The sequence below is a fragment of the Streptomyces sp. NPDC051913 genome, assembly GCF_044593635.1.
Classification (GTDB): domain Bacteria; phylum Actinomycetota; class Actinomycetes; order Streptomycetales; family Streptomycetaceae; genus Streptomyces.
On the sequence record NZ_JBIUCI010000030.1, the window covers coordinates 46,454 to 68,614 of the forward strand.

Here is a 22,161-nt window from a genome sequence, read left to right on the forward strand (position 1 = left end):
AACTCACACGATCGAGTGAGTTTCGTATGAGATTCATTGGCAGGGGACGGTACCGCATGGCGCCAGGGGAGGGAGCGTCCGGAGAGACATTGGTTGGTTAGGTTGCACTCATGAGCGAGGATGTACGACTGGTCGCCTGGGTGCGTGGACGCGTCCAAGGTGTGGGTTTCCGCTGGTTCACGCGGGCCAAGGCCCTGGAGCTCGGTGGGCTGAGTGGTTTTGCTCTCAATTTGGGGGACGGGCGGGTCCAGGTGGTCGCCGAGGGCCCGCGCGAAGGGTGCGAGGGGCTCCTCGAGTGGCTTCTGGGTGACGACACGCCCGGACGCGTGGACGGTGTCACCGAGATCTGGGACACACCCCGCGGGGGTTACGACGGCTTCGCCATCCGTTGAACCGGTTCTGTAAACCACGCCTGGTGGAAGCGGAGGGACATGCCACCGGCAGCTGCCCGAAGCAGAAAGGCCCTGGTGGTTGCCAAGAACGGCTTTTCCTGGGAGGCTCCGCACTTAAGGATGATCGCTACGCCCCGAGGGCCCCGCAGGAGTCGCTGCGCCGCCGTTTCCAGGCCGCGCGCCCCCGGGTTGCCCGCCAATACGGGGCGTGATCGTGTTGACCGTCAAACTTTTTGGTGAGACGCTGAATGCACCCCGCGCACCTTAGCTGTTTGGCATGGATGAACGGCAGCACGAACTCAACAGTGTCAAGCATCGCGGGTGCGAATCCCTCACGACCCACACCGCTTCGGTCGGTCACTCAGTGTGGAGGACCATCCATCATGGCAAAGGCGCTTCTCGGTTACGTCGGCGGCTCCGACCCGCGACTCATTGCCGAGATGCGACGGCTCCAGCAGCGCGTACAGGACCTGGAATCCGAGCTCGTACGGATCCAGGCCGAGAACGACGCGCTCGCGGCTGCCGCTTCTCACGACTCGCTTCTGGAGAGCATCGACGCACACCAGGCGGAGCCTGCGCTCACCTGATCACTGCATCGCATCACGACAAGCAGTGGTTGGGCTGCCCGTATCAACCGCTAAGTTGTCAGAGTTGCAAGGGACGCTTCGGCGTCCCTTCTTTCTTTCCCCCGCACTTCCCTCACTCTCTTTAACGTCTGATGTGCCCTGCACGTTCATGGGTGAAACCGCGGGAAACAGCACGTTCATGGAGTGAGACAACCCCGGCGGGTAGAGTCCAGCGGCGTGCACCTCAAGGCCCTGACCCTCCGCGGGTTCAAGTCGTTCGCCTCGGCGACCACGCTCCGGTTCGAGCCGGGCATCACGTGTGTCGTGGGACCGAACGGCTCGGGCAAGTCCAACGTCGTCGACGCCCTCAGCTGGGTCATGGGCGAGCAGGGCGCCAAGTCGCTGCGCGGCGGCAAGATGGAGGACGTCATCTTCGCCGGCACCACCGGGCGTCCGCCGCTGGGCCGCGCCGAGGTGTCCCTGACCATCGACAACTCCGACGGGGCGCTGCCCATCGAGTACGCCGAGGTCACCATCACGCGGATCATGTTCCGCAACGGCGGCAGCGAGTACCAGATCAACGGCGACACCTGCCGGCTCCTCGACATCCAGGACCTTCTCTCCGACTCCGGCATCGGCCGCGAGATGCACGTCATCGTCGGCCAGGGCCAGCTCGACTCCGTCCTGCACGCCGACCCGATGGGCCGCCGCGCCTTCATCGAGGAGGCGGCCGGAGTCCTCAAACACCGCAAGCGCAAGGAGAAGGCCCTCCGCAAGCTGGACGCGATGCAGGCCAACCTCGCGCGCGTGCAGGACCTCACGGACGAACTCCGCAGGCAGCTCAAGCCACTGGGCCGCCAGGCGGCGGTGGCCCGGCGGGCCGCCGTCATCCAGGCCGACCTGCGCGACGCCCGCCTGCGCCTGCTCGCCGACGACCTCGTACGACTGCGTGAGGCGCTCAAGACCGAGGTCGCCGACGAGGCCGCGCTGAAGGAGCGCAAGGAGACCGCCGAGCAGGAGCTGAAGAAGGCGCTCCAGCGCGAGGCGCTCCTGGAGGACGAGGTACGGCAGCTCACGCCACGCCTCCAGCGCGCCCAGCAGACCTGGTACGAACTCTCCCAGCTCGCCGAGCGGGTGCGCGGCACCGTCTCGCTCGCCGACGCGCGCGTGAAGAGCGCGACCTCCGCCCCGCCCGAGGAACGCCGGGGCCGTGACCCCGAGGACATGGAGCGCGAGGCCGCCCGCATCCGGGAGCAGGAGGCCGAGCTGGAGGCGGCTCTGGAGGCGGCCGAGCACGCACTCGAGGACACGGTCGCCCACCGCGCCGAGCTGGAACGCGCGCTGACCGACGAGGAACGGCGTCTGAAGGACGTGGCCCGTGCCATCGCCGACCGCCGCGAGGGCCTGGCCCGCCTCAACGGCCAGGTCAACGCGGCCCGTTCCCGCGCGGCCTCCGCCCAGGCCGAGATCGACCGCCTGGCCGCGGCACGGGACGAGGCCCAGGAGCGGGCCGTCACCGCGCAGGAGGAGTACGAGGCCCTCAAGGCCGAGGTCGACGGCCTCGACGCGGGAGACGCGGAGCTCGCGGAGCAACATGACGCGGCGAAAGCGGCCCTTGCTGAGGCAGAGGCAACGCTGACAGCCGCGCGGGAGGCGGCGACGGCGGCGGAGCGGAAGCGCGCGGCGACCCAGGCGCGGCACGAGGCGCTGGCGCTGGGCCTGCGCAGGAAGGACGGGACGGGCATACTGCTGGGCGCGAAGGACCGCCTCACCGGCTTGCTGGGCCCTGCGGCGGAGCTGTTGACGGTGACACCGGGCTACGAGGTGGCGCTGGCGGCGGCATTCGGCGCGGCAGCGGACGCAGTGGCGGTGACGTCCCCGTCAGCGGCGGCAGATGCGATCCGCCTCCTGCGCAAGCAGGACGGTGGACGTGCGTCACTCCTCTTGGCAGGGTCCCCGGACATGCCGTTGAGGGGCGCGGGGAACTGCGCGACCAGCCACGACGGACCCGCAGCCGCCACACAACCCAACGCATCCGATTTCGTCCGCGGCCCTTCCGACCTCATGTCGGCGGTAAAACGTCTCCTCCACGGCATCGTCGTCGTCAGCACCCTCGAAGACGCCGAAGACCTCGTGTACGCCAACCCCCACCTCACCGCGGTCACCGCCGAAGGCGACCTGCTCGCCGCCCACTTCGCCCACGGCGGCTCCGCCGGCGCCCCCAGCCTCCTCGAAGTACAGGCATCCGTGGACGAGGCAGCCGCGGAGCTGGAAGAACTGGCCGTCCGGTGCGAGGCGCTCACCGAGGCACAGCACACGGCAGCGGACCGTCGTAAGGAATGCACCGCGCTCGTCGAGCAGCTCGCAGAGCAACGCCGAGCCGCAGACCGGGAGAAGTCCACCGTCGCCCAGCAGCTCGGCCGCCTCTCAGGGCAGGCGAGGGGCGCCGCCGGTGAGGCCGAGCGGTCGACCGCGGCCGCGGCTCGGGCGCAGGACGCGCTCGACAAAGCGCTCCAGGACGTGGAAGAGCTCGCCGAACGCCTCGCGGTCGCCGAGGAGATGCCCGTCGAGGAGGAGCCGGACACCGCCGTGCGCGACCGGCTCGCCGCCGACGGTGCCAACGCGCGGCAGACGGAGATGGAGGCCCGCCTCCAGGTCCGTACGCACGAGGAGCGCGTCAAGGGTCTCGCCGGCCGCGCCGACTCCCTCGACCGTGCCGCCCGCGCGGAGCGCGACGCACGCGCGCGTGCCGAGCAGCGACGGGCGCGGCTGCGGCACGAGGCGGCGGTCGCCGAGGCCGTCGCTTTTGGTGCGCGGCAACTGCTGGCCCATGTCGAGGTCTCCCTGACCCGTGCCGACGCGGAGCGGACCGCCGCCGAGACCGCCAAGGCCCGCCGGGAGCAGGAGCTCACCGCCGCTCGTGCCGGCGGCCGCGATCTGAAGGCCGAGCTCGACAAGCTCACCGACTTCGTGCACCGCGGCGAGGTTCTCGGCGCCGAGAAGCGGATGCGGATCGAGCAGCTGGAGACCAAGGCGCTGGAGGAGCTGGGGGTCGAGCCCGCGGGGCTGGTCTCCGAGTACGGCCCGCATCAGCTCGTACCGCCCTCTCCGCCCGCCGAGGGCGAGGAGCTGCCGGAGGACCCGGAGCATCCGCGCAACCAGCCCAAGCAGTTCCACCGGGCGGAGCAGGAGCGGCGGCTCAAGGCGGCCGAGCGGGCGTACCAGCAGCTCGGCAAGGTCAATCCGCTGGCGCTTGAGGAGTTCGCGGCGTTGGAGGAGCGGCACAAGTTCCTCAGTGAGCAGCTGGAGGACCTGAGGAAGACCCGCGCCGATCTCCTCCAGGTGGTGAAGGAGGTCGACGAGCGCGTCGAGCAGGTCTTCACCGAGGCGTACCGGGACACGGCCCGCGAGTTCGAGGGTGTCTTCAGCCGGCTGTTCCCGGGCGGTGAGGGGCGGTTGATCCTGACCGATCCCGACAACATGCTCACCACGGGTGTGGACGTCGAGGCGCGCCCGCCGGGCAAGAAGGTCAAGCGGCTCAGCCTGCTGTCCGGTGGCGAGCGTTCCCTCACGGCCGTAGCGTTGCTGGTGTCGATCTTCAAGGCACGGCCGAGCCCGTTCTATGTGATGGACGAGGTCGAGGCCGCGCTCGACGACACCAATCTTCAGCGGCTGATCCGGATCATGCAGGAGTTGCAGGAGGCCTCGCAGCTCATCGTGATCACGCACCAGAAGCGGACGATGGAGGTCGCCGACGCGCTGTACGGCGTCTCCATGCAGGGCGACGGCGTCTCGAAGGTCATCAGCCAGCGGCTGCGCTAGTCACGTCTACCCGGTCTTCACTTCTTCAATCCTTGAACTCAATCTCCTCACCGGTGCCTGTTTTCTCACACCGCCACCTGTGTTGACTTCATAACTTGAAGGCATAAGGTCTGCATCGTTGTTCTTGCCTTCAGGCAGCGTTGCCGATGGCCTTAGGAGTTGAACGTGACCAGCACTGCGCAGCCACCCAAGTCAGGAGCCAGGACGGCTCATCCCGATCATCTCGGGCACGTCATCTTCATCGCGGCGGCGGCCGCGATGGGCGGTTTCCTGTTCGGCTACGACAGTTCCGTGATCAACGGTGCTGTCGAGGCCATCCGCGGCCGTTACGACATCGGCTCGGCGGCGCTGGCGCAGGTCATCGCCATCGCCCTGATCGGCTGCGCCATCGGCGCCGCGACCGCGGGCCGTATCGCCGACCGCATCGGCCGGATCCGCTGTATGCAGATCTCGGCCGTGCTCTTCACGGTGAGCGCCGTCGGCTCGGCGCTGCCCTTCGCGCTCTGGGACCTCGCGTTCTGGCGCATCGTCGGCGGCTTCGCCATCGGCATGGCCTCCGTGATCGGCCCCGCCTACATCGCCGAGGTCGCCCCGCCGGCCTACCGCGGCCGTCTCGGTTCCTTCCAGCAGGCCGCGATCGTCATCGGCATCGCCATCTCGCAGCTGGTCAACTGGGGTCTGCTCAACGCGGCCGGCGGCGACCAGCGCGGCAAGCTGATGGGCCTGGAGGCCTGGCAGGTCATGCTCGGCGTCATGGTGATCCCGGCCGTCCTCTACGGCCTGCTCTCCTTCGCCATCCCCGAGTCCCCGCGCTTCCTCATCTCCGTCGGCAAGCACGAGCGCGCCCGCGAGATCCTCAAGGAGGTCGAGGGCGACAAGGTGAACCTCGACGCCCGGGTGGCCGAGATCGAGCACGCCATGAGCAGCGAGCACAAGTCCACCTTCAAGGACCTGCTCGGCGGCAGCTTCTTCTTCAAGCCGATCGTCTGGGTCGGTATCGGGCTGTCGGTCTTCCAGCAGTTCGTCGGCATCAACGTCGCGTTCTACTACTCCTCGACGCTGTGGCAGTCGGTCGGCGTCGACCCGACGGACTCGTTCTTCTACTCCTTCACGACGTCGATCATCAACATCGTCGGCACCGTGATCGCCATGATCTTCGTCGACCGCATCGGCCGTAAGCCGCTGGCCCTCATCGGCTCCGTCGGCATGGTGATCGGTCTCGGCCTGGAGGCCTGGGCGTTCTCCTTCGACCTGGTCGACGGCAAGCTCCCGGCCGCCCAGGGCTGGACCGCCCTCATCGCGGCCCATGTCTTCGTCCTCTTCTTCGCGCTGTCCTGGGGCGTCGTCGTCTGGGTCTTCCTCGGCGAGATGTTCCCGAACCGGATCCGTGCCGCCGCGCTCGGCGTCGCCGCCTCCGCGCAGTGGATCGCCAACTGGGCCATCACCGCGAGCTTCCCGTCGCTGGCCGACTGGAACCTCTCCGCGACCTACGTGATCTACACGGTCTTCGCCGCGCTCTCCATCCCCTTCGTCCTCAAGTACGTCAAGGAGACGAAGGGCAAGGCGCTGGAGGAGATGGGCTGAGCGGCCCGCACGAACCCGGGGAGACGGGCCCAACCCCGCTGCCCGTCTCCCCGTAACCGCCACCGCCGCCCCGGCTCGGCCACTGCCCGAGCCGGGGCGGCGGTGTCATGCCGCGGAGGTCAGCCGCCGAGCCTCGGCAGTACGTCCTCGCAGAACAGCCGCAGACTCCGCCACCCCTCCGCGACCGGCATCCCGCCCGCCAGCGGATGCAGTACGAGATTGTCGAGGCCCTGCGCCACACACGCGTCCGGCGTCAGGATCCGGTACACGCCCTCGGCGCGCAGCTCGTCCACACTCGTCGCCGCCGACCTCACCGCCGACCGGATGTCCCCGGACTGCCAGGAGGCGTACGTCCGTGCCTCGTGCAGGAAGTGCTCCCCGTGCGCGGCCCACACCGCCTCCGGGTCCTCGGCAATGTGCAGCAACGGGGTCTCGGCGGCCGGCATCATCGTCCAGCCCTCCGTCCCGTACTCGACGAGCCGCTCCTTGTAGTACGCCTCCAGCTCCGGCAGATGCGCGCTGGGGAAGAAGGGCAGCCCGAGCCGGGCGGCCCGGCGGGCGGCGGCCTTCGAGGAGCCGCCGACCAGGAGAAGGGGGTGCGGGTCGGTGAACGGGCGCGGGGTGACCCGTACCGTACGGCCCCGGTGGACGAACTCCTCGCCGGTCCACGCCTTCAGCAGCGTCTCCAGCAGCTCGTCCTGGAGTTTGCCGCGCCGCTTCCACTCCACGTCGAACAGCGCGTACTCCTCGGGCCGGTAGCCGATCCCGGCGACCGTGACCAGACGTCCGCCGCTCAGCAGGTCCAGTACGGCGATCTCCTCGGCCAGCCGCAGCGGGTCGTGAAGCGGGCCGATGATCGCGGAGACGGTGACCGCGATGCGTCGGGTGGCGCCGAAGACGGCTCCCGCGAAGGCGAAGGGGGAGGGGAGCCAGTTGTTCGCGACGCCGTGGTGCTCCTCGGTCTGCACGGTGGTGACGCCGTGGTCGTCGGCGTACGCGGCCATCTCCAGGGCGGCCTGGTAGCGGGCGCGGAGCGAGGCGGGGGTGGCGGCGGGCTCGACGAGGTTGAAGCGGACGACCGTGACGGGCATGGGGGTCCCCCTTCAGTCGGTGGTGGGGGACGTTAGCTGACGGAGTGTCAGATGGCCATGGTCTTGCGGGCCCCTCGACCGCGGCCGGGCGGCACGGAACCGATGGCCGGCCGGTCCGGCGCGGGAGGCGCGCGGCCCCTGTCGGGCAACGGCCGACCGTACCCGGGGTCACGCATACTGGACCCGTTATGGAAACCGTCATCCTTGCTGTAGTCATCGCCGTGGTCGTGCTCGGTGTGCTCGGCGGGCTCGTCGTCGGCAGCCGACGTAAGAAGCCGCTGCCCCCGCCGCCTCCGTCAGCACCCGACATCACCGCCCCTCCGGCCGAGCCGCACGTCGGCGACGAGGCCGAGACGCCCCGCGACGAACCGCGCCGGACGATAGAGGAGGTGGACCTGCCCGACGGCACCGCCCCGGTCGCCGTCGGGGAACCGCCCGTCGTCGAAGAGCTCCCGCCGACCGAGATCGAGGTCCCGGAGCCCACAGCCGGCCGCCTGGTGCGGCTGCGCGCCCGTCTCTCCCGCTCGCAGAACGCGCTCGGCAAGGGCCTGCTGACCCTGCTGTCCCGCGAGCACCTCGACGACGACACCTGGGAGGAGATCGAGGACACCCTCCTCACCGCCGACGTCGGCGTCGCCCCCACCCAGGAACTGGTCGAGGGCCTGCGTGAGCGGGTGAAGGTGCTCGGCACCCGTACCCCCGAGGAACTGCGCGCGCTGCTGCGCGAGGAGCTCCTGAAGCTGGTCGGCACCGACTTCGACCGTACGGTCAGGACCGAGCCCGAGGCCAGCAAGCCCGGCATCGTCATGGTCGTCGGCGTCAACGGCACCGGCAAGACCACGACCACCGGCAAGCTCGCCCGTGTCCTGGTGGCCGACGGTCAGTCCGTCGTGCTCGGCGCCGCGGACACCTTCCGTGCCGCCGCAGCCGACCAGCTCCAGACCTGGGGCGAGCGGGTCGGCGCCCACACCGTGCGCGGTCCCGAGGGCGGCGACCCCGCCTCCATCGCCTTCGACGCGGTGAAGGAGGGCAAGGAGATCGGTGCGGATGTCGTGCTGATCGACACCGCCGGGCGCCTGCACACCAAGACCGGGCTCATGGACGAGCTCGGCAAGGTCAAGCGGGTCGTGGAGAAGCAGGCGCCGCTGGACGAGGTGCTGCTGGTGCTGGACGCGACGACCGGGCAGAACGGTCTGGTGCAGGCGCGCGTCTTCGCCGAGGTCGTCGACATCACCGGCATCGTCCTCACCAAGCTCGACGGCACGGCCAAGGGCGGCATCGTCATCGCGGTCCAGCGGGAACTGGGGGTGCCGGTGAAGCTGGTGGGTCTGGGCGAGGGCGCGGACGACCTGGCGCCGTTCGAGCCGGAGGCGTTCGTGGATGCGCTGATCGGCGACTGAGCGCGCCACTGGGAGTGCCTGGACAGGCCGTCGAGCGTCTGCGGCGCCTTCGGGGCTTGTCGCGCCCACGCGGTGGAGCCGCAAAATCGACACAGCCCCGCGCCCCTTAGGCGCGCTGCCCAGCCGTATGCGAAGAAGTGCCCGCCCCCAAGGTGCAGTTGGGAGCGGGCACTTCGCTGTGTACGGCCTAGGCGCGCGACCGGTGTGCCACGTACGCCAGCGTCCCCAGCAGCAGCCTCGCCGCCGGTGGCTTCGTCGCCGAGTCCAGGGCCGGTGGGCGCAGCCAGCGCACCGGGCCCAGGCCGGCGCGGTCGGACGGGGGAGCCGTGATGTGGGTGCCGGGGCCCAGGCCGCGCAGGTCCAGGGAGGTGGGGTCGTCCCAGCCCATGCGGTAGAGGAGCTCCGGGAGCTCGGCGGCGGCGCCCGGGGCGACGAAGAAGTGGGCGCGGCCGTCCGGGGTGGCGGTCACCGGGCCGAGGGGCAGGCCCATGCGCTCCAGGCGGACCAGCGCGCGGTGCCCGGCGGGCTCGGCCACCTCGATCACGTCGAAGGCGCGGCCGACCGGCAGCATCACCGCGGCGCCCGGGAACTCGCCCCAGGCGCCGGTCACTTCGTCCAGCGTCGCGCCCGCGGGCACCTCCGGGGCGAAGTCCAGTGGATGCGCGCCCGGTGCCCGGCAGTCGGAGTGCCCGCAGGAGCACGCGCCGGCGGCGGCCCGGGCGCCCGGGACCACGTCCCAGCCCCACAAGCCGGTGAACTCGGCCACGGCGGTGCACTCCGACGAGCGGCCGCGGCGACGCGAGGAGGAACGGATGTCGCGGATCCCTCGACTGCTGCCGATCGTGAAGCCCATGCCCCCTCCAACGGGTCCAGCACACCGGTGGTTACGAGACGTGTACGGAAAGTGACCTGAGTGGTGCCGCACCCGTCCACTCGGCGCCCGGATGCGCCCCGGGTGGTGCGCCCGGTCCCGCGCGCCCCTGAGTGCACCGCTCCGCCCACTCCCGGCCGTCCTATGTCAAGTGAATCGCGTGCGGGCGACCGTGAGTTCATTCGAAGGGGTGGCGAATGGTGGCGTTTCCGCGATCGCCATGGCTGGAGGGGTGATCGTAGGATTACTTTGAGTACACAAGGCCTGGGGGCGCATCCACTCGTGGGTATGCCGGAGGCAAGTCGATATCCCGTTCGAAGGGTGACAACTGTCGGACAGGAAGCCGTATTTACCGGCATTCTGATAGGGCTTGGCGCACTCAGCGACAAGTGGTCTCAGGGATGGGGGCGTTCCAGTGAGCGGCAACGGCGGAAGCGGAACGGGCGCCGGCAGCGCGGCGAACGGCGACAAGCGCCCCAATGAGCTGCTCGGCTCCTGGTTCGTGCGCAGCGGCTGGTCGAAGGGCGAACTCGCCCGCCAAGTCAACCGCCGGGCCCGCCAGTTGGGCGCCAACCACATCTCGACCGACACCTCGCGCGTCCGTCGCTGGCTGGACGGCGAGAACCCCCGTGAGCCGATCCCCAGGATCCTGTCGGAGCTGTTCTCCGAGCGGTTCGGCTGCGTCGTCTCGGTCGAGGACCTCGGTCTGCGCGCCGCCCGCCAGTCACCCTCCGCGACCGGGGTCGACCTGCCCTGGACGGGCCCGCAGACCGTGGCCCTGCTCAGCGAGTTCTCGCGCAGCGACCTCATGCTGGCGCGGCGCGGCTTCCTCGGGACCTCGCTGGCCCTCTCCGCGGGCCCGTCCCTCATCGAGCCCATGCAGCGCTGGCTCGTCCCCACCCCGTCCACCGCGCACCACGAGCCCGAGTCCTCGGCCCGGCGCGGCGGCCGGCTCTCCAGGCCCGAGCTGGACCTCCTCGAGTCCACCACCGTGATGTTCCGGCAGTGGGACGCCCAGTGCGGCGGCGGCCTGCGCCGCAAGGCGGTCGTCGGCCAGCTGCACGAGGTGACCGACCTCCTCCAGGAACCCCAGCCCGAGTCCACCACCCGCAAGCTGTTCAAGGTCGCCGCCGAGCTGGCCGAGCTCGCGGGCTGGATGTCGTACGACGTGGGACTCCAGCCCACCGCGCAGAAGTACTTCGTCCTCGCGCTGCACGCCGCCAAGGAGGCGGGCGACAAGCCGCTCGGCTCGTACGTCCTCTCCAGCATGAGCCGCCAGATGATCCACCTCGGCCGGCCCGACGACGCTCTGGAGCTGATCCATCTCGCGCAGTACGGCAGCCGGGACTGCGCGAGTCCGCGGACCCAGTCGATGCTGTATGCGATGGAGGCCCGCGCGTACGCCAATATGGGGCAGCCCGGCAAGTGCAAGCGTGCCGTCCGGATGGCCGAGGACACCTTCTCCGATGCCGACGAGTGGGACGAGCCGGACCCTGACTGGATCCGCTTCTTCTCCGAGGCCGAGCTGTACGGCGAGAACTCCCACTCCTACCGCGACCTCGCCTATGTCGCCGGCCGCAGCCCGACGTACGCCTCCCTGGCCGAGCCCCTGATGCGGCGGGCCGTCGAGCTCTTCGCCAAGGACCAGGAACACCAGCGGTCGTACGCACTCAACCTGATCGGCATGGCCACCGTGCACCTGCTCCAGCGGGAACCCGAGCGCAGCGCGGTGCTGGCCGAGGAGGCCATGGCCATCGCCAAGAAGGTCCGCTCCGAGCGCGTGAACACTCGTATCCGAAAGACGGTCGACACGGCCGTACGCGATTTCGGTGAACTCGCCGAGGTAGTGGATCTCACCGACAAGCTCGCCATCGAGCTGCCGGAGACGGCCGAGGCCGTCTGAATTCCCTGAACCCCGGCCGCGGCGGCCCTCCCGAACTGCCCGACTCGGCTCCCCCATGCCAGGTCATCGGAAGGCCGCCGCGGCCGGTTCCTTTCCCTTCATCGAAGGTTGCGCCACGATAACGATCGACGCGGCCCATATCCGCCAGTTCATCGACGCGTAACACGTAAGGCGCCTTCGTCACGGCGGCGAAACAACGAGGGGCTTCCACCGAAACCGCGCTGCGCCAATCTCATGGCGCATAACCGGCCCACCCCTCAATCCGCTCAGGCTTCGCCCGCACGGGGCCGTACCAACGACGAGGAGACGCCGATGGCACCAGCCATCACGCTCGCCGCAGACAAGCTGTCGGTGGCCAACACAGGTTTCATGCTCATCTGTTCCGCCCTGGTGCTGATCATGACCCCGGGCCTCGCCTTCTTCTACGGAGGCATGGTCCGCGTCAAGAGCACCCTCAACATGCTGATGATGAGCTTCATCAGCATGGGGATCGTCACCATCCTGTGGGTGTTGTACGGCTTCTCCATGGCGTTCGGGACGGACCACGGCTCGCTCATCGGCTGGGAGTCCGACTTCGTCGGCTGGACCGGTATCGACAAGGCGGACATCTGGTCCGGCTACACGATTCCCGTCTTCGCCTTCGCCGTCTTCCAGATGATGTTCGCGATCATCACGCCGGCCCTGATAAGCGGCGCCATCGCCGACCGCGTGAAGTTCTCCGCGTGGGCGCTCTTCGTCTTCCTGTGGGCCACGATCGTGTACTTCCCGGTCGCCCACTGGGTCTGGGGCACCGGCGGCTGGGCCTTCGAGCTCGGAGTGATCGACTTCGCCGGTGGTACGGCGGTCCACATCAACGCGGGTGCCGCCGCGCTCGGCGTCATCCTGGTCATCGGCAAGCGCGTCGGCTTCAAGAAGGACCCGATGCGCCCGCACAGCCTCCCGCTGGTCATGCTCGGTGCCGGTCTGCTGTGGTTCGGCTGGTTCGGCTTCAACGCCGGCTCGTGGCTCGGCAACGACGACGGCGTCGGCTCCCTGATGTTCGTCAACACGCAGATCGCCACCGCCGCCGCCATGCTGGCCTGGCTCGGCTACGAGAAGATCCGCCACGGCGCGTTCACCACCCTCGGTGCCGCCTCCGGCGCGGTCGCCGGCCTCGTCGCCATCACCCCGTCCGGTGGCGCGGTCACCCCGATCGGCGCGATCGCGGTCGGCGTCATCGCCGGTGTCCTGTGCGCCATGGCGGTCGGCCTGAAGTACAAGTTCGGCTACGACGACTCGCTCGACGTCGTCGGCGTCCACATGGTCGGCGGTGTCGTCGGCTCCCTGCTGATCGGCTTCTTCGCCAGCGGCAAGGGCCAGTCCGACGTCGAGGGCCTCTTCTACGGCGGTGGCCTCGACCAGTTCTGGAAGCAGTGCGCGGGTGTCTTCGCCGTCCTCGCCTACTCCCTGATCGCCTCCGCGGTGCTCGCCTTCCTCCTCGACAAGACCATCGGTATGCGGGTCAGTGAGGACGAGGAGATCTCCGGCATCGACCAGGCCGAGCACGCCGAGACCGCATACGACTTCAGCGGCGCCGGCGGCGGTTCCGCCAAGGCCACGGTCGCCGCCCCGGCCGCCGCCGCGAGCAAGAAGGTGGACGCATGAAGCTCATCACCGCAGTCGTCAAGCCCCACCGGCTCGACGAGATCAAGGAAGCCCTCCAGGCCTTCGGGGTGCACGGCCTGACGGTCACCGAGGCGAGCGGTTACGGTCGTCAGCGCGGCCACACCGAGGTCTACCGCGGTGCCGAGTACACCGTCGACCTGGTCCCGAAGATCCGCATCGAGGTCCTCGCCGAGGACGACGACGCCGAGCAGCTGATCGACGTCATCGTGAAGGCCGCCCGCACCGGCAAGATCGGTGACGGCAAGGTCTGGTCCCTGCCGGTCGAGACGGCCGTACGGGTCCGGACCGGCGAGCGCGGTCCCGACGCGCTCTGAGCGAAACGAACAGGAGCTGCTGGGTGTCGAGTACGGACGTGCGAAAAGAAGCAGAGGACTCCGGACCCAGCGGCTATGCGGCGGCCCGGCTGCGTCTCCTCAACGAGGGGGCGCAGTCCGGGCCGCCGCGCCGTTCGGCCCTGGCCGAACTGACGGACGACTGGCTGACGGGACTGTTCACCGCGGGCTCCGAAGCACTGCGCGGTGCCTCCCTGGTCGCCGTCGGCGGCTACGGCCGCGGCGAACTCTCTCCACGCAGCGACCTGGACCTCCTCCTGCTGCACGACGGCAGCGACCCCGGCGCGGTCGCCGCCCTGGCCGACCGCATCTGGTACCCCGTCTGGGACCTGGGCCTCGCCCTCGACCACTCGGTGCGGACCCCGGCGGAGGCCCGCAAGACCGCCGGCGAGGACCTGAAGGTCCAGCTCGGCCTCCTCGACGCCCGGCACCTCGCCGGCGACCTCGGCCTGACCGCCGGACTGCGCACCGCGGTCCTCGCCGACTGGCGCAACCAGGCACCCAAACGCCTCCCCGAACTCCAGGAACTCTGCGCCGAACGCGCCGAACGCCAGGGCGAGCTCCAGTACCTCCTTGAGCCGGACCTGAAGGAAGCCCGCGGTGGCCTCCGTGACGCCACAGCCCTGCGCGCCGTCGCCGCCTCCTGGCTGGCCGACGCCCCGCGCGAGGGCCTCGACGACGCCCGGCGCCGGCTCCTCGACGTCCGTGACGCCCTGCACCTCACCACCGGGCGCGCCACCGACCGGCTCGCCCTCCAGGAACAGGACCAGGTCGCCGCCGAGCTCGGCCTGCTCGACGCGGACACGCTCCTGCGGCAGGTCTACGAGGCGGCACGCGTCGTGTCGTACGCCAGTGACGTCACCTGGCGCGAGGTGGGGCGCGTGCTCAGGTCGCGGTCCGTGCGACCCCGGCTGCGCGCCATGCTCGGCGGCGGGAAGCCGGTCGCGGAGCGGTCGCCGCTGGCCGAGGGCGTCGTCGAGATGGACGGCGAGGTGGTCCTCGCCCGCGCCGCGCGCCCCGAACGCGACTCCGTCCTGCCGCTGCGCGCCGCGGCCGCCGCCGCGCAGGCCGGACTGCCGCTCTCGCTGCACGCCGTACGGCGCATGGCCGCCCACGCCCGCCCCCTGCCCACGCCCTGGCCCGCCGAGGCCCGCGAGCAGCTCGTGACCCTGCTCGGCTCCGGCGCCCCGACCATCGAGGTCTGGGAGGCGCTGGAGGCGGAGGGGCTGATCACCCGGCTGCTTCCCGACTGGGAGCGGGTGCGTTGCCGCCCGCAGCGCAACGCCGTGCACATCTGGACCGTCGACCGGCACCTGATCGAGACGGCGGTCCGCGCCTCGGAGTTCACGCGGCGCGTGCACAGGCCGGACCTGTTGCTGGTCGCCGCGCTGCTGCACGACATCGGCAAGGGCTGGCCCGGCGACCACTCGGTGGCCGGCGAGATCATCGCGAAGGACGTCGCCGCGCGCATCGGCTTCGACCGCGAGGACGTCGCCGTACTGGCCACTCTCGTACGGCACCACCTGCTCCTCGTCGACACCGCCACCCGGCGTGACCTGGAGGACCCGGAGACGGTCAGGTCGGTCGCGGAGGCGGTCGGCACGCAGTCCACGCTGGAGCTGCTGCACGCCCTGACCGAGGCGGACGCGCTGGCCACCGGCCCCGCGGCCTGGTCGTCCTGGCGGGGTTCGCTCGTCGCCGACCTGGTGAAGCGGGTCGCGGCCGTGCTCGCCGGCGACGACCTGGACGAGCCCGAGGCCGCGGCGCCCACGGCGGAGCAGGAACGGCTGGCGATCGAGGCGGTCGCGACCGGCAGCCCGGTGCTGTCGCTGCGGGCCCAGACGGAACCGCCGACGGGGGAGGAACCCTCCGGGGACCCCGAGCCGCTGGGCGTGGAGCTGCTGATCGCCGTACCGGACCAGCCGGGTGTCCTCCCGGCGGTGGCGGGCGTGCTGGCCATGCACCGCCTGACCGTCCGGACCGCCGAGCTGCGTGCCCTGGACCTGCCGCACGGTGTCGAGGGCTCGGTGCTGCTCCTGAACTGGCGGGTGGCGGCGGAGTACGGGTCGCTTCCGCAGGCCGCGCGGCTGAGGGCGGATCTGGTGCGGGCGCTGGACGGTTCGCTCGACATCGCGGGCCGGCTGGCGGAGCGGGACGCGGCTTACCCGCGCCGCCGAGGCGTGGTCGCCCCGCCGCCGCGTGTGACGGTCGCCCCGGCCGCCTCCCGCCTGGCCACGGTGATCGAGGTCCGCGCCCAGGACGCCCCGGGGCTGCTGTTCCGGATCGGGCGGGCGCTGGAGGACGCGGGGGTGCGGATGCGGAGTGCGCATGTGTCGACGCTGGGGGCGAACGCGGTGGACGCGTTCTATGTCACCGGTCCCGAGGGCGCCCCGCTGCCCGGTGACGAGGCGGCTTCGGTGACGCGGAAGCTGGAGGAGACCTTGCGGGGCTGACGGGGGATCCCGGCGAGCCGCCGGGCCGGGATACCCTGGAAGACGCTCATACTGCCCCCGACTCCGAGGACCGACGCCGCCGTGTTCGATACTCTCTCCGACCGCCTCTCAGCGACCTTCAAGAATCTGCGCGGCAAGGGGCGTCTGAGCGAGGCGGACATCGACGCCACCGCGCGCGAGATCCGTATCGCGCTCCTCGAAGCCGACGTGGCCCTCCCTGTCGTCCGGACGTTCATCAAGAACGTCAAGGAACGCGCGATGGGCGCCGATGTCTCCAAGGCGCTGAACCCCGCCCAGCAGGTCCTGAAGATCGTCAACGACGAGCTCGTCACGATCCTCGGCGGTGAGACCCGGCGCCTGCGCTTCGCCAAGCAGCCGCCCACCGTCATCATGCTGGCCGGTCTCCAGGGTGCCGGTAAGACGACTCTCGCGGGCAAGCTCGGCCACTGGCTCAAGGGTCAGGGCCACTCCCCGCTGCTGGTCGCCGCCGACCTCCAGCGCCCGAACGCCGTGAACCAGCTCAGTGTGGTGGCCGACCGCGCCGGCGTCGCCGTCTACGCGCCGGAGCCGGGCAACGGCGTCGGTGACCCGGTCAAGGTCGCCAAGGACTCCATCGAGTACGCGAAGTCCAAGGTCCACGACATCGTCATCGTCGACACCGCGGGCCGCCTGGGTATCGACCAGGAGATGATGCAGCAGGCCGCGGACATCCGTGACGCGGTCTCTCCCGACGAGATCCTCTTCGTCGTCGACGCGATGATCGGTCAGGACGCGGTCAACACCGCTGAGGCCTTCCGCGACGGCGTCGGCTTCGACGGCGTGGTGCTCTCCAAGCTCGACGGTGACGCCCGCGGTGGTGCCGCCCTGTCGATCCGGCAGATCACCGGCAAGCCGATCATGTTCGCGTCGAACGGCGAGAAGCTCGACGACTTCGACGCCTTCCACCCTGACCGGATGGCCTCCCGCATCCTCGACATGGGTGACCTGCTCACCCTGATCGAGCAGGCGGAGAAGACGTTCAGCCAGGAAGAGGCCGAGAAGATGGCCTCCAAGCTGGCGTCCAAGAAGGGCCAGGACTTCACCCTGGACGACTTCCTGGCCCAGATGGAGCAGGTCAGGAAGATGGGCAGCATCAGCAAGCTGCTCGGGATGCTGCCCGGCATGGGGCAGATCAAGGACCAGATCAACAACCTCGACGAGCGGGACGTCGACCGCACGGCCGCGATCATCAAGTCGATGACCCCGGCCGAGCGCCAGGAGCCGACGATCATCAACGGCTCGCGTCGCGCCCGTATCGCCAAGGGTTCCGGCGTCGAGGTCAGCGCGGTCAAGGGCCTGGTCGAGCGGTTCTTCGAGGCCCGCAAGATGATGTCCCGCATGGCCCAGGGCGGCGGGATGCCGGGCATGCCGGGGATGCCGGGCATGGGTGGCGGCCCCGGCCGCACGAAGAAGCAGCCGAAGCAGGCCAAGGGCAAGCAGCGCTCCGGCAACCCGATGAAGCGCAAGCAGCAGGAGCAGGAGGAGGCCGCGCGTCGCGCCGCCGCCGCTCAGGGCGGCAACGCCTTCGGCGTGCCGGGCCAGCAGGCTCCGCAGGACTTCGAGCTGCCGGACGAGTTCAAGAAGTTCATGGGCTGAGGGTTTCTTCTTGTACGACGCCGGGGGCGCTCCCTTTCCAGGGGGCGCCCCCGGCGCCGTCACCGCGCATGCTGGCGTGGCTTTCCTGTCGTAACGTCCGGATATGAGCAACCCCACGCCGCCCCGCAAGTCGCCGGACCAGCTCTGGCGTACCGAGGGCACCCCGGAGGAGCCGCAGAAGCCGTCCCCCGGTGGGCGCAGGCCGTGGGGTGGCTGGTGGAGCCTGATCGTCACCGCACTGGTCGTGTACCTGATCGCCAACCTCGTGCTGTCCTTCTTCAACGAGGGTGACGAGCCGACGATCTCGTACACCGAGTTCAGCAAGCAGGTGGACGCCGGCAACGTCAGCAAGATCTACGCCAAGGGCGACGCGATCCAGGGCCAGCTCAAGAAGGAGCAGGACAACCCGGAGGGCGACGGGAAGTACACCAAGTTCAACACCGAGCGGCCGACCTTCGCGGACGACCAGCTCTGGGAGGACCTGACCAAGCACAACGTCACGGTCACGGCCGAGCCGGTCGTCCAGCACCGCAGCTTCCTGTCCAACCTGCTGATCTCGCTGGCTCCGATGCTGCTGCTGATCGTGCTGTGGATCTTCATCGCGCGGCGGATGCGCGGGGCGATGGGCGGAGCGGGCGGGATGCTCGGTCGCAAGGCCCCGCCCAAGCCGGTCGAGCTGGAGCCGGGCAAGCAGCGTACGACCTTCGCGGACGTGGCGGGCATCGACGAGGTCGAGGGCGAGCTCAACGATGTCGTCGACTTCCTGAAGAACCCGGACGCCTACCGGAGGATGGGCGCCAAGATGCCACGCGGTGTGCTCCTCGCGGGCCCTCCCGGCACCGGCAAGACGCTGCTCGCGCGAGCGGTGGCCGGTGAGGCGGGGGTGCCGTTCTTCTCCGCCTCGGCCTCCGAGTTCATCGAGATGATCGTCGGTGTCGGCGCCTCACGCGTGCGTGAACTGTTCGCCGAGGCCCGCAAGGTGGCCCCGTCGATCATCTTCATCGACGAGATCGACACCATCGGCCGGGCGCGCGGCGGCGGCTCCGGCATGGGCGGCCACGACGAGCGCGAACAGACCCTCAACCAGATCCTCACCGAGATGGACGGCTTCTCCGGCTCGGAGGGCGTCATCGTCATCGCGGCGACCAACCGCGCCGACGTCCTGGACCCGGCCCTGACCCGCCCCGGCCGTTTCGACCGGGTGGTCATGGTCTCGCCCCCGGACCGGGGCGGACGTGAGGCGATCCTGGAGATCCACACCCGTGACATCCCGATGGCCGACAGCGTGGACCTCGCCCAGGTCGCCCGGACCACCCCCGGCATGACCGGCGCGGAACTGGCCAACCTCGCCAACGAGGCGGCCCTGCTCGCGGTCAAGCGCAAGCAGGAGAGGGTGACGCAGAGCGACCTCTCGGAGGCGCTGGAGAAGGTCCAACTGGGCGCCGAACGCCCGCTGGTGATGCCCGAGGAGGAACGCCGTCGCACCGCTTACCACGAGAGCGGTCACGCCCTCCTCGGCATGCTCCAGCCGGGCGCCGACCCCGTCCGCAAGATCACCATCGTGCCGCGCGGAAGGGCGCTCGGGGTGACGCTGTCGACGCCGGACGCCGACAAGTACGCGTACACCGAGGAGTACCTGCGCGGCCGCATCATCGGCGCGCTGGGCGGCATGGCCGCGGAACAGGTCGTCTACGGCGTGATCACGACCGGCGCGGAGAACGACCTCGAACAGGTCACCAACATCGCGCGCGGCATGGTCGCCCGGTGGGGCATGAGCGAACGGGTGGGCCGGCTCTCCGCCCTCCCCAACGACGCCCAGCAGGCCTACGGGCTGGCGGCCGCCCCGCAGACCCTCGACGTGATCGACGGCGAGATGCGGCGGATCGTCGACGAGTGCTACGACGAGGCCTGCCGCAAACTCCGCGACCACCGGGGCCAGTTGGACGACCTCGCCCAGGCGCTGCTGGAGAACGAGACCCTGGAGGAGGCGGACGCGTACCGGATCGCGGGGATCACCCGGCTGACGAAGGACGAGTCCTAGACCCGCGGGAACGTCCAGACGTCCCGTCGCCGACTTCACAACTGCTCCTGTGCACAGGGGAAACGGACCCTGTGCAACGAAGCGGGCCGCAGCGCCTGGATCAGGCCATGTTCAGGGCACGCGCGCGATGAGATAGCGGAACACGTTCGGCATCCACACCGTGCCGTCCCGTCGCAGGTGCGGATGGAGCGCCTCCGCCAGCTCCTTGTCGACCTGCGCCTGGTCCGTCGCGGAGATCGCGGCGTCGAAGAGGCCGGTCGACAGCAGACCCCTGACGGCGCTGCCCAGGCCGGCGTACCCGAAGGGGCACGCGACCCGTCCGGAGCCGTCCGGCTTCAGTCCCGCCCGCTGGGCGACCTCCTCCAGGTCGTCGCGCAGGGCGGGGCGCCAACTGCCCGCGCTGCGCAGCGGATCCGCCAGCTTCGTGGCCACCCGCAGCACGGACGACGTGGCGCACCGCTCCGGCGGACCCCAGCCGGCGAGCACCACGGGCGCCCCGCGCTCGGCGAGCGGTGTCGCCGCCCGCAACAGGTCGCCGAGCCCCTCCGAGTCGCCCGCGAGACACCCGATGGGCTCGAAAGCGGTCACCAGGGTGTACGCGGGCGTCTCCGCGTCGGCCGCGTCCCGTGGTGAGCCGTCGACCAGCCGCGTGTCCGCACGCGCGCGTGTGCCCGACGCCTCGGGAAGCAGCCGCTCCCGGGCCAGGGCGAGGCGTTCGGGGCAGGAGGTGTCGACGCCGGTGACCGCGGCCCCTCTGGACGCGGCCATCAGCAGGGCGAGCCCGCTGCCGCAGCCGAGGCCGAGGAGCCGGGTGCCGTTGCCCACATCGAGTCGCTCGTAGACGGCCTCGTAGAGCGGGACCAGCATCCGCTCCTGTATTTCGGACCAGTCACGCGCGCGTGCCCCTGGGTCCACGGGGGATGCCTCTCCCGTGTGAGTCAGGTGCTGCCGCACGAGCGTAGGTGTCATCAAAGCGCCCCAATCCGCCGAGAGTTGCCCCTGTGCCCGTTTCCGTAGCCCCCGTGACGTGCGCTCGCACTTTCCCCCGTATGTCTTTCCGTATGCCAGCAAACTCCGGGTCCGTCCCGGCGTCCAGGGGTCGTAGGGCCTCGCTTGTGGGATGACCGCGCGAGTGGCGAGATTTCACATGCCGGCAACCTGGGCCCGTACGATCCTGGGGGAGCGGACGCGGGTCGAGATGGACGGCCGCGACGGCCTGCGGGTCCCGCCGCGGCTCGCGCGCGGCTGGGCGCGTCTGCCGTGGGCCGGGCTCGGTGAAGAAGGCGAGGCCAGGCCGGCCGAGCCCGTGGTGACCGTACGGTGTCTGGCCGTCGAGGACGGGTCGGTGCCGGACGAGGACTCGGCGCCGGGTAACGTCGCGGTGGTCGCGCGCGCTTACTGAGGTGGCGCCCTTCCGGTGGGAGAGCGACCGAAACGCCCCTTGCGCATCCGCGGACCTCACTCGTCCCGACGCGCGGACACCGTCTACACGGTGGTGCGTATATCGGGCTACGTACCGCCTTGGTATGAGCTGTGAGGCTTCTCCGCAGATCAGCGCACCCGCCCTCGTCAGGACGCATCAGCGGCAACTGACGGGTACGTGCAAATTATTTGGGATGGCCCGGAATAGGAACACACGGGCCCTCACGCTCGTTGTCATTACGTGAGCACGACACAGACACCACCTGTTCTCGCCGCCGAGCTGGCACAGGCGTGGGCCGACATTCAGCGGTACCACCCCGAGCTGCCCGACCTCGCCGCGCCAGAGTCCCTGATCGGGGAGTCGTCGTCCGCGTGCGGACACGAACTCTCCTTCGAGCGACTGCTCCATGAGGCAGTCCATGGGATCGCCGCAGCCCGCGGCGTCCGTGACACCTCCCGCGCCGGCCGCTACCACAACCGCAGATTCCTCGCGATCGCCGAGGAGCTGGGCCTGGACCACCCCGAGGAACCGCATCCGAGCAGCGGCTTCTCGCTGGTCACCCTCAACCCCGAGGCGAAGCGCCGCTACCGGCCGACGATCGATCGCCTCCAGCGCGCACTGAAGGCGCACACGGCAGCCACCTCCGCCGACACCTCCCGCACCTTCCGAGGCCCCGCCGCCCGGCACGGCTCCTCCGGGGGCGGGGTGCGGGTGAAGGCGGTCTGCGACTGCGGCCGCAACGTACGGGTCGTCCCGTCGGTGCTGGCGCAGGCGCCGATCGTGTGCGGCGGCTGCGGGAAGCCGTTCCGCATCCCGGAGGTCGTCGGCGCGGCGTAGCCACGCGCGGTGTCGGCGTCTCGTGGGTGCCGGGACCAGTGTCGTGGGGGGGGGGGGGGGGGGCCCCCCCCCCCCCGCGGGGCCGCGCGGGGGGGCCCCCACCCCCCAGGCCGCGCGCGGCCCCCCCGCCGCCGCCCAAAAACCAC

15 protein-coding genes and 1 pseudogene are annotated in these 22,161 nt (G+C 70.3%); 13 read left to right on the forward strand and 3 right to left on the reverse strand.

What is annotated here, in order from left to right; all coding sequences use genetic code 11:
* Nucleotides 1–110 precede the first annotated feature (110 nt).
* The 4 genes from ACIHIX_RS45695 to ACIHIX_RS45710 all read left to right on the forward strand — a co-directional run bounded on the left by ACIHIX_RS45695 (nucleotide 111) and on the right by ACIHIX_RS45710 (nucleotide 6,364).
* The gene (locus tag ACIHIX_RS45695) at nucleotides 111–392 is read left to right on the forward strand and encodes an acylphosphatase (RefSeq protein WP_399966586.1); all 282 of its coding nucleotides are present in this window, start codon (nucleotides 111–113) and stop codon (nucleotides 390–392) included.
* A 383-nt stretch (nucleotides 393–775) separates the two neighbouring features.
* On the forward strand, nucleotides 776–979 hold the full coding sequence (locus ACIHIX_RS45700; RefSeq protein WP_037649730.1) for a hypothetical protein: 204 nt from the start codon (nucleotides 776–778) through the stop codon (nucleotides 977–979).
* Nucleotides 980–1,195: 216 nt separating this feature from the next.
* Nucleotides 1,196–4,780 (forward strand): chromosome segregation protein SMC, encoded by a 3,585-nt coding sequence (gene smc, locus ACIHIX_RS45705; protein WP_399966587.1) that lies wholly within the window; start codon nucleotides 1,196–1,198, stop codon nucleotides 4,778–4,780.
* 165 nt (nucleotides 4,781–4,945) lie between these two features.
* Entirely contained in the window at nucleotides 4,946–6,364 is a 1,419-nt protein-coding gene (locus tag ACIHIX_RS45710; protein ID WP_399966588.1) for a sugar porter family MFS transporter, read from the forward strand.
* 119 nt (nucleotides 6,365–6,483) lie between these two features.
* Here ACIHIX_RS45710 and ACIHIX_RS45715 read toward each other — a convergent pair whose 3' ends face one another.
* A complete protein-coding gene (locus ACIHIX_RS45715) occupies nucleotides 6,484–7,455 on the reverse strand; it encodes an LLM class flavin-dependent oxidoreductase (protein ID WP_399966589.1) in 972 nt (323 codons plus the stop codon).
* 188 nt (nucleotides 7,456–7,643) lie between these two features.
* Between ACIHIX_RS45715 and ftsY the strand changes: the two genes are divergently transcribed.
* Nucleotides 7,644–8,855: a signal recognition particle-docking protein FtsY gene (gene ftsY / locus ACIHIX_RS45720; protein WP_399966590.1), complete on the forward strand. Its 1,212-nt coding sequence runs from the start codon at nucleotides 7,644–7,646 to the stop codon at nucleotides 8,853–8,855.
* Nucleotides 8,856–9,042: 187 nt separating this feature from the next.
* Here ftsY and ACIHIX_RS45725 read toward each other — a convergent pair whose 3' ends face one another.
* Nucleotides 9,043–9,708 carry a bifunctional DNA primase/polymerase gene (locus ACIHIX_RS45725; RefSeq protein WP_399966591.1) on the reverse strand — a complete coding sequence of 222 codons (666 nt, stop codon included), beginning with the start codon at nucleotides 9,706–9,708 and terminating at the stop codon, nucleotides 9,043–9,045.
* A gap of 433 nt (nucleotides 9,709–10,141) precedes the next feature.
* Between ACIHIX_RS45725 and ACIHIX_RS45730 the strand changes: the two genes are divergently transcribed.
* The 6 genes from ACIHIX_RS45730 (at nucleotide 10,142) to ftsH (ending at nucleotide 19,755) form a co-directional block, all read left to right on the forward strand.
* Entirely contained in the window at nucleotides 10,142–11,629 is a 1,488-nt protein-coding gene (locus ACIHIX_RS45730; RefSeq protein ID WP_399966592.1) for a hypothetical protein, read from the forward strand.
* Between the two features lie 312 nt (nucleotides 11,630–11,941).
* The gene (locus ACIHIX_RS45735; RefSeq protein ID WP_399966593.1) at nucleotides 11,942–13,273 is read left to right on the forward strand and encodes an ammonium transporter; all 1,332 of its coding nucleotides are present in this window, start codon (nucleotides 11,942–11,944) and stop codon (nucleotides 13,271–13,273) included.
* Nucleotides 13,270–13,608 carry a P-II family nitrogen regulator gene (locus ACIHIX_RS45740; RefSeq protein ID WP_003997576.1) on the forward strand — a complete coding sequence of 113 codons (339 nt, stop codon included), beginning with the start codon at nucleotides 13,270–13,272 and terminating at the stop codon, nucleotides 13,606–13,608. Before ACIHIX_RS45735 ends, ACIHIX_RS45740 begins: the two co-directional genes overlap by 4 nt.
* Before the next feature lie 23 nt (nucleotides 13,609–13,631).
* Nucleotides 13,632–16,079, forward strand: a complete 2,448-nt coding sequence (locus ACIHIX_RS45745; protein WP_399966594.1) for a [protein-PII] uridylyltransferase — start codon at nucleotides 13,632–13,634, stop codon at nucleotides 16,077–16,079.
* An 81-nt stretch (nucleotides 16,080–16,160) separates the two neighbouring features.
* On the forward strand, nucleotides 16,161–17,714 hold the full coding sequence (gene ffh / locus ACIHIX_RS45750; RefSeq protein WP_399966595.1) for a signal recognition particle protein: 1,554 nt from the start codon (nucleotides 16,161–16,163) through the stop codon (nucleotides 17,712–17,714).
* A 103-nt stretch (nucleotides 17,715–17,817) separates the two neighbouring features.
* Entirely contained in the window at nucleotides 17,818–19,755 is a 1,938-nt protein-coding gene (gene ftsH / locus ACIHIX_RS45755; protein WP_399966596.1) for an ATP-dependent zinc metalloprotease FtsH, read from the forward strand.
* A gap of 111 nt (nucleotides 19,756–19,866) precedes the next feature.
* Here ftsH and ACIHIX_RS45760 read toward each other — a convergent pair whose 3' ends face one another.
* Complete coding sequence (locus tag ACIHIX_RS45760) at nucleotides 19,867–20,724, reverse strand: SAM-dependent methyltransferase (RefSeq protein WP_399966597.1); 858 nt, start codon at nucleotides 20,722–20,724, stop codon at nucleotides 19,867–19,869.
* A 268-nt stretch (nucleotides 20,725–20,992) separates the two neighbouring features.
* Between ACIHIX_RS45760 and ACIHIX_RS45765 the strand changes: the two are divergent.
* A pseudogene (locus ACIHIX_RS45765) lies at nucleotides 20,993–21,157 on the forward strand (proline--tRNA ligase); the annotation flags it as partial.
* Between the two features lie 261 nt (nucleotides 21,158–21,418).
* A complete protein-coding gene (locus ACIHIX_RS45770; protein ID WP_059198037.1) occupies nucleotides 21,419–22,015 on the forward strand; it encodes a hypothetical protein in 597 nt (198 codons plus the stop codon).
* Nucleotides 22,016–22,161: the final 146 nt, after the last annotated feature.

Bases quoted from the DNA above. Each gene is read 5' to 3' on its own strand.
- ftsY (WP_399966590.1), top strand. From the start codon at position 7,644: ATGGAAACCGTCATCCTTGCTGTAGTCATCGCCGTGGTCGTGCTCGGT.
- ACIHIX_RS45695 (WP_399966586.1), top strand. From the start codon at position 111: ATGAGCGAGGATGTACGACTGGTCGCCTGGGTGCGTGGACGCGTCCAA.
- ACIHIX_RS45760 (WP_399966597.1), bottom strand. From the start codon at position 20,724: ATGACACCTACGCTCGTGCGGCAGCACCTGACTCACACGGGAGAGGCA.
- ACIHIX_RS45715 (WP_399966589.1), bottom strand. From the start codon at position 7,455: ATGCCCGTCACGGTCGTCCGCTTCAACCTCGTCGAGCCCGCCGCCACC.
- ftsH (WP_399966596.1), top strand. From the start codon at position 17,818: ATGAGCAACCCCACGCCGCCCCGCAAGTCGCCGGACCAGCTCTGGCGT.
- ACIHIX_RS45725 (WP_399966591.1), bottom strand. From the start codon at position 9,708: ATGGGCTTCACGATCGGCAGCAGTCGAGGGATCCGCGACATCCGTTCC.
- ACIHIX_RS45735 (WP_399966593.1), top strand. From the start codon at position 11,942: ATGGCACCAGCCATCACGCTCGCCGCAGACAAGCTGTCGGTGGCCAAC.
- ACIHIX_RS45700 (WP_037649730.1), top strand. From the start codon at position 776: ATGGCAAAGGCGCTTCTCGGTTACGTCGGCGGCTCCGACCCGCGACTC.
- ACIHIX_RS45740 (WP_003997576.1), top strand. From the start codon at position 13,270: ATGAAGCTCATCACCGCAGTCGTCAAGCCCCACCGGCTCGACGAGATC.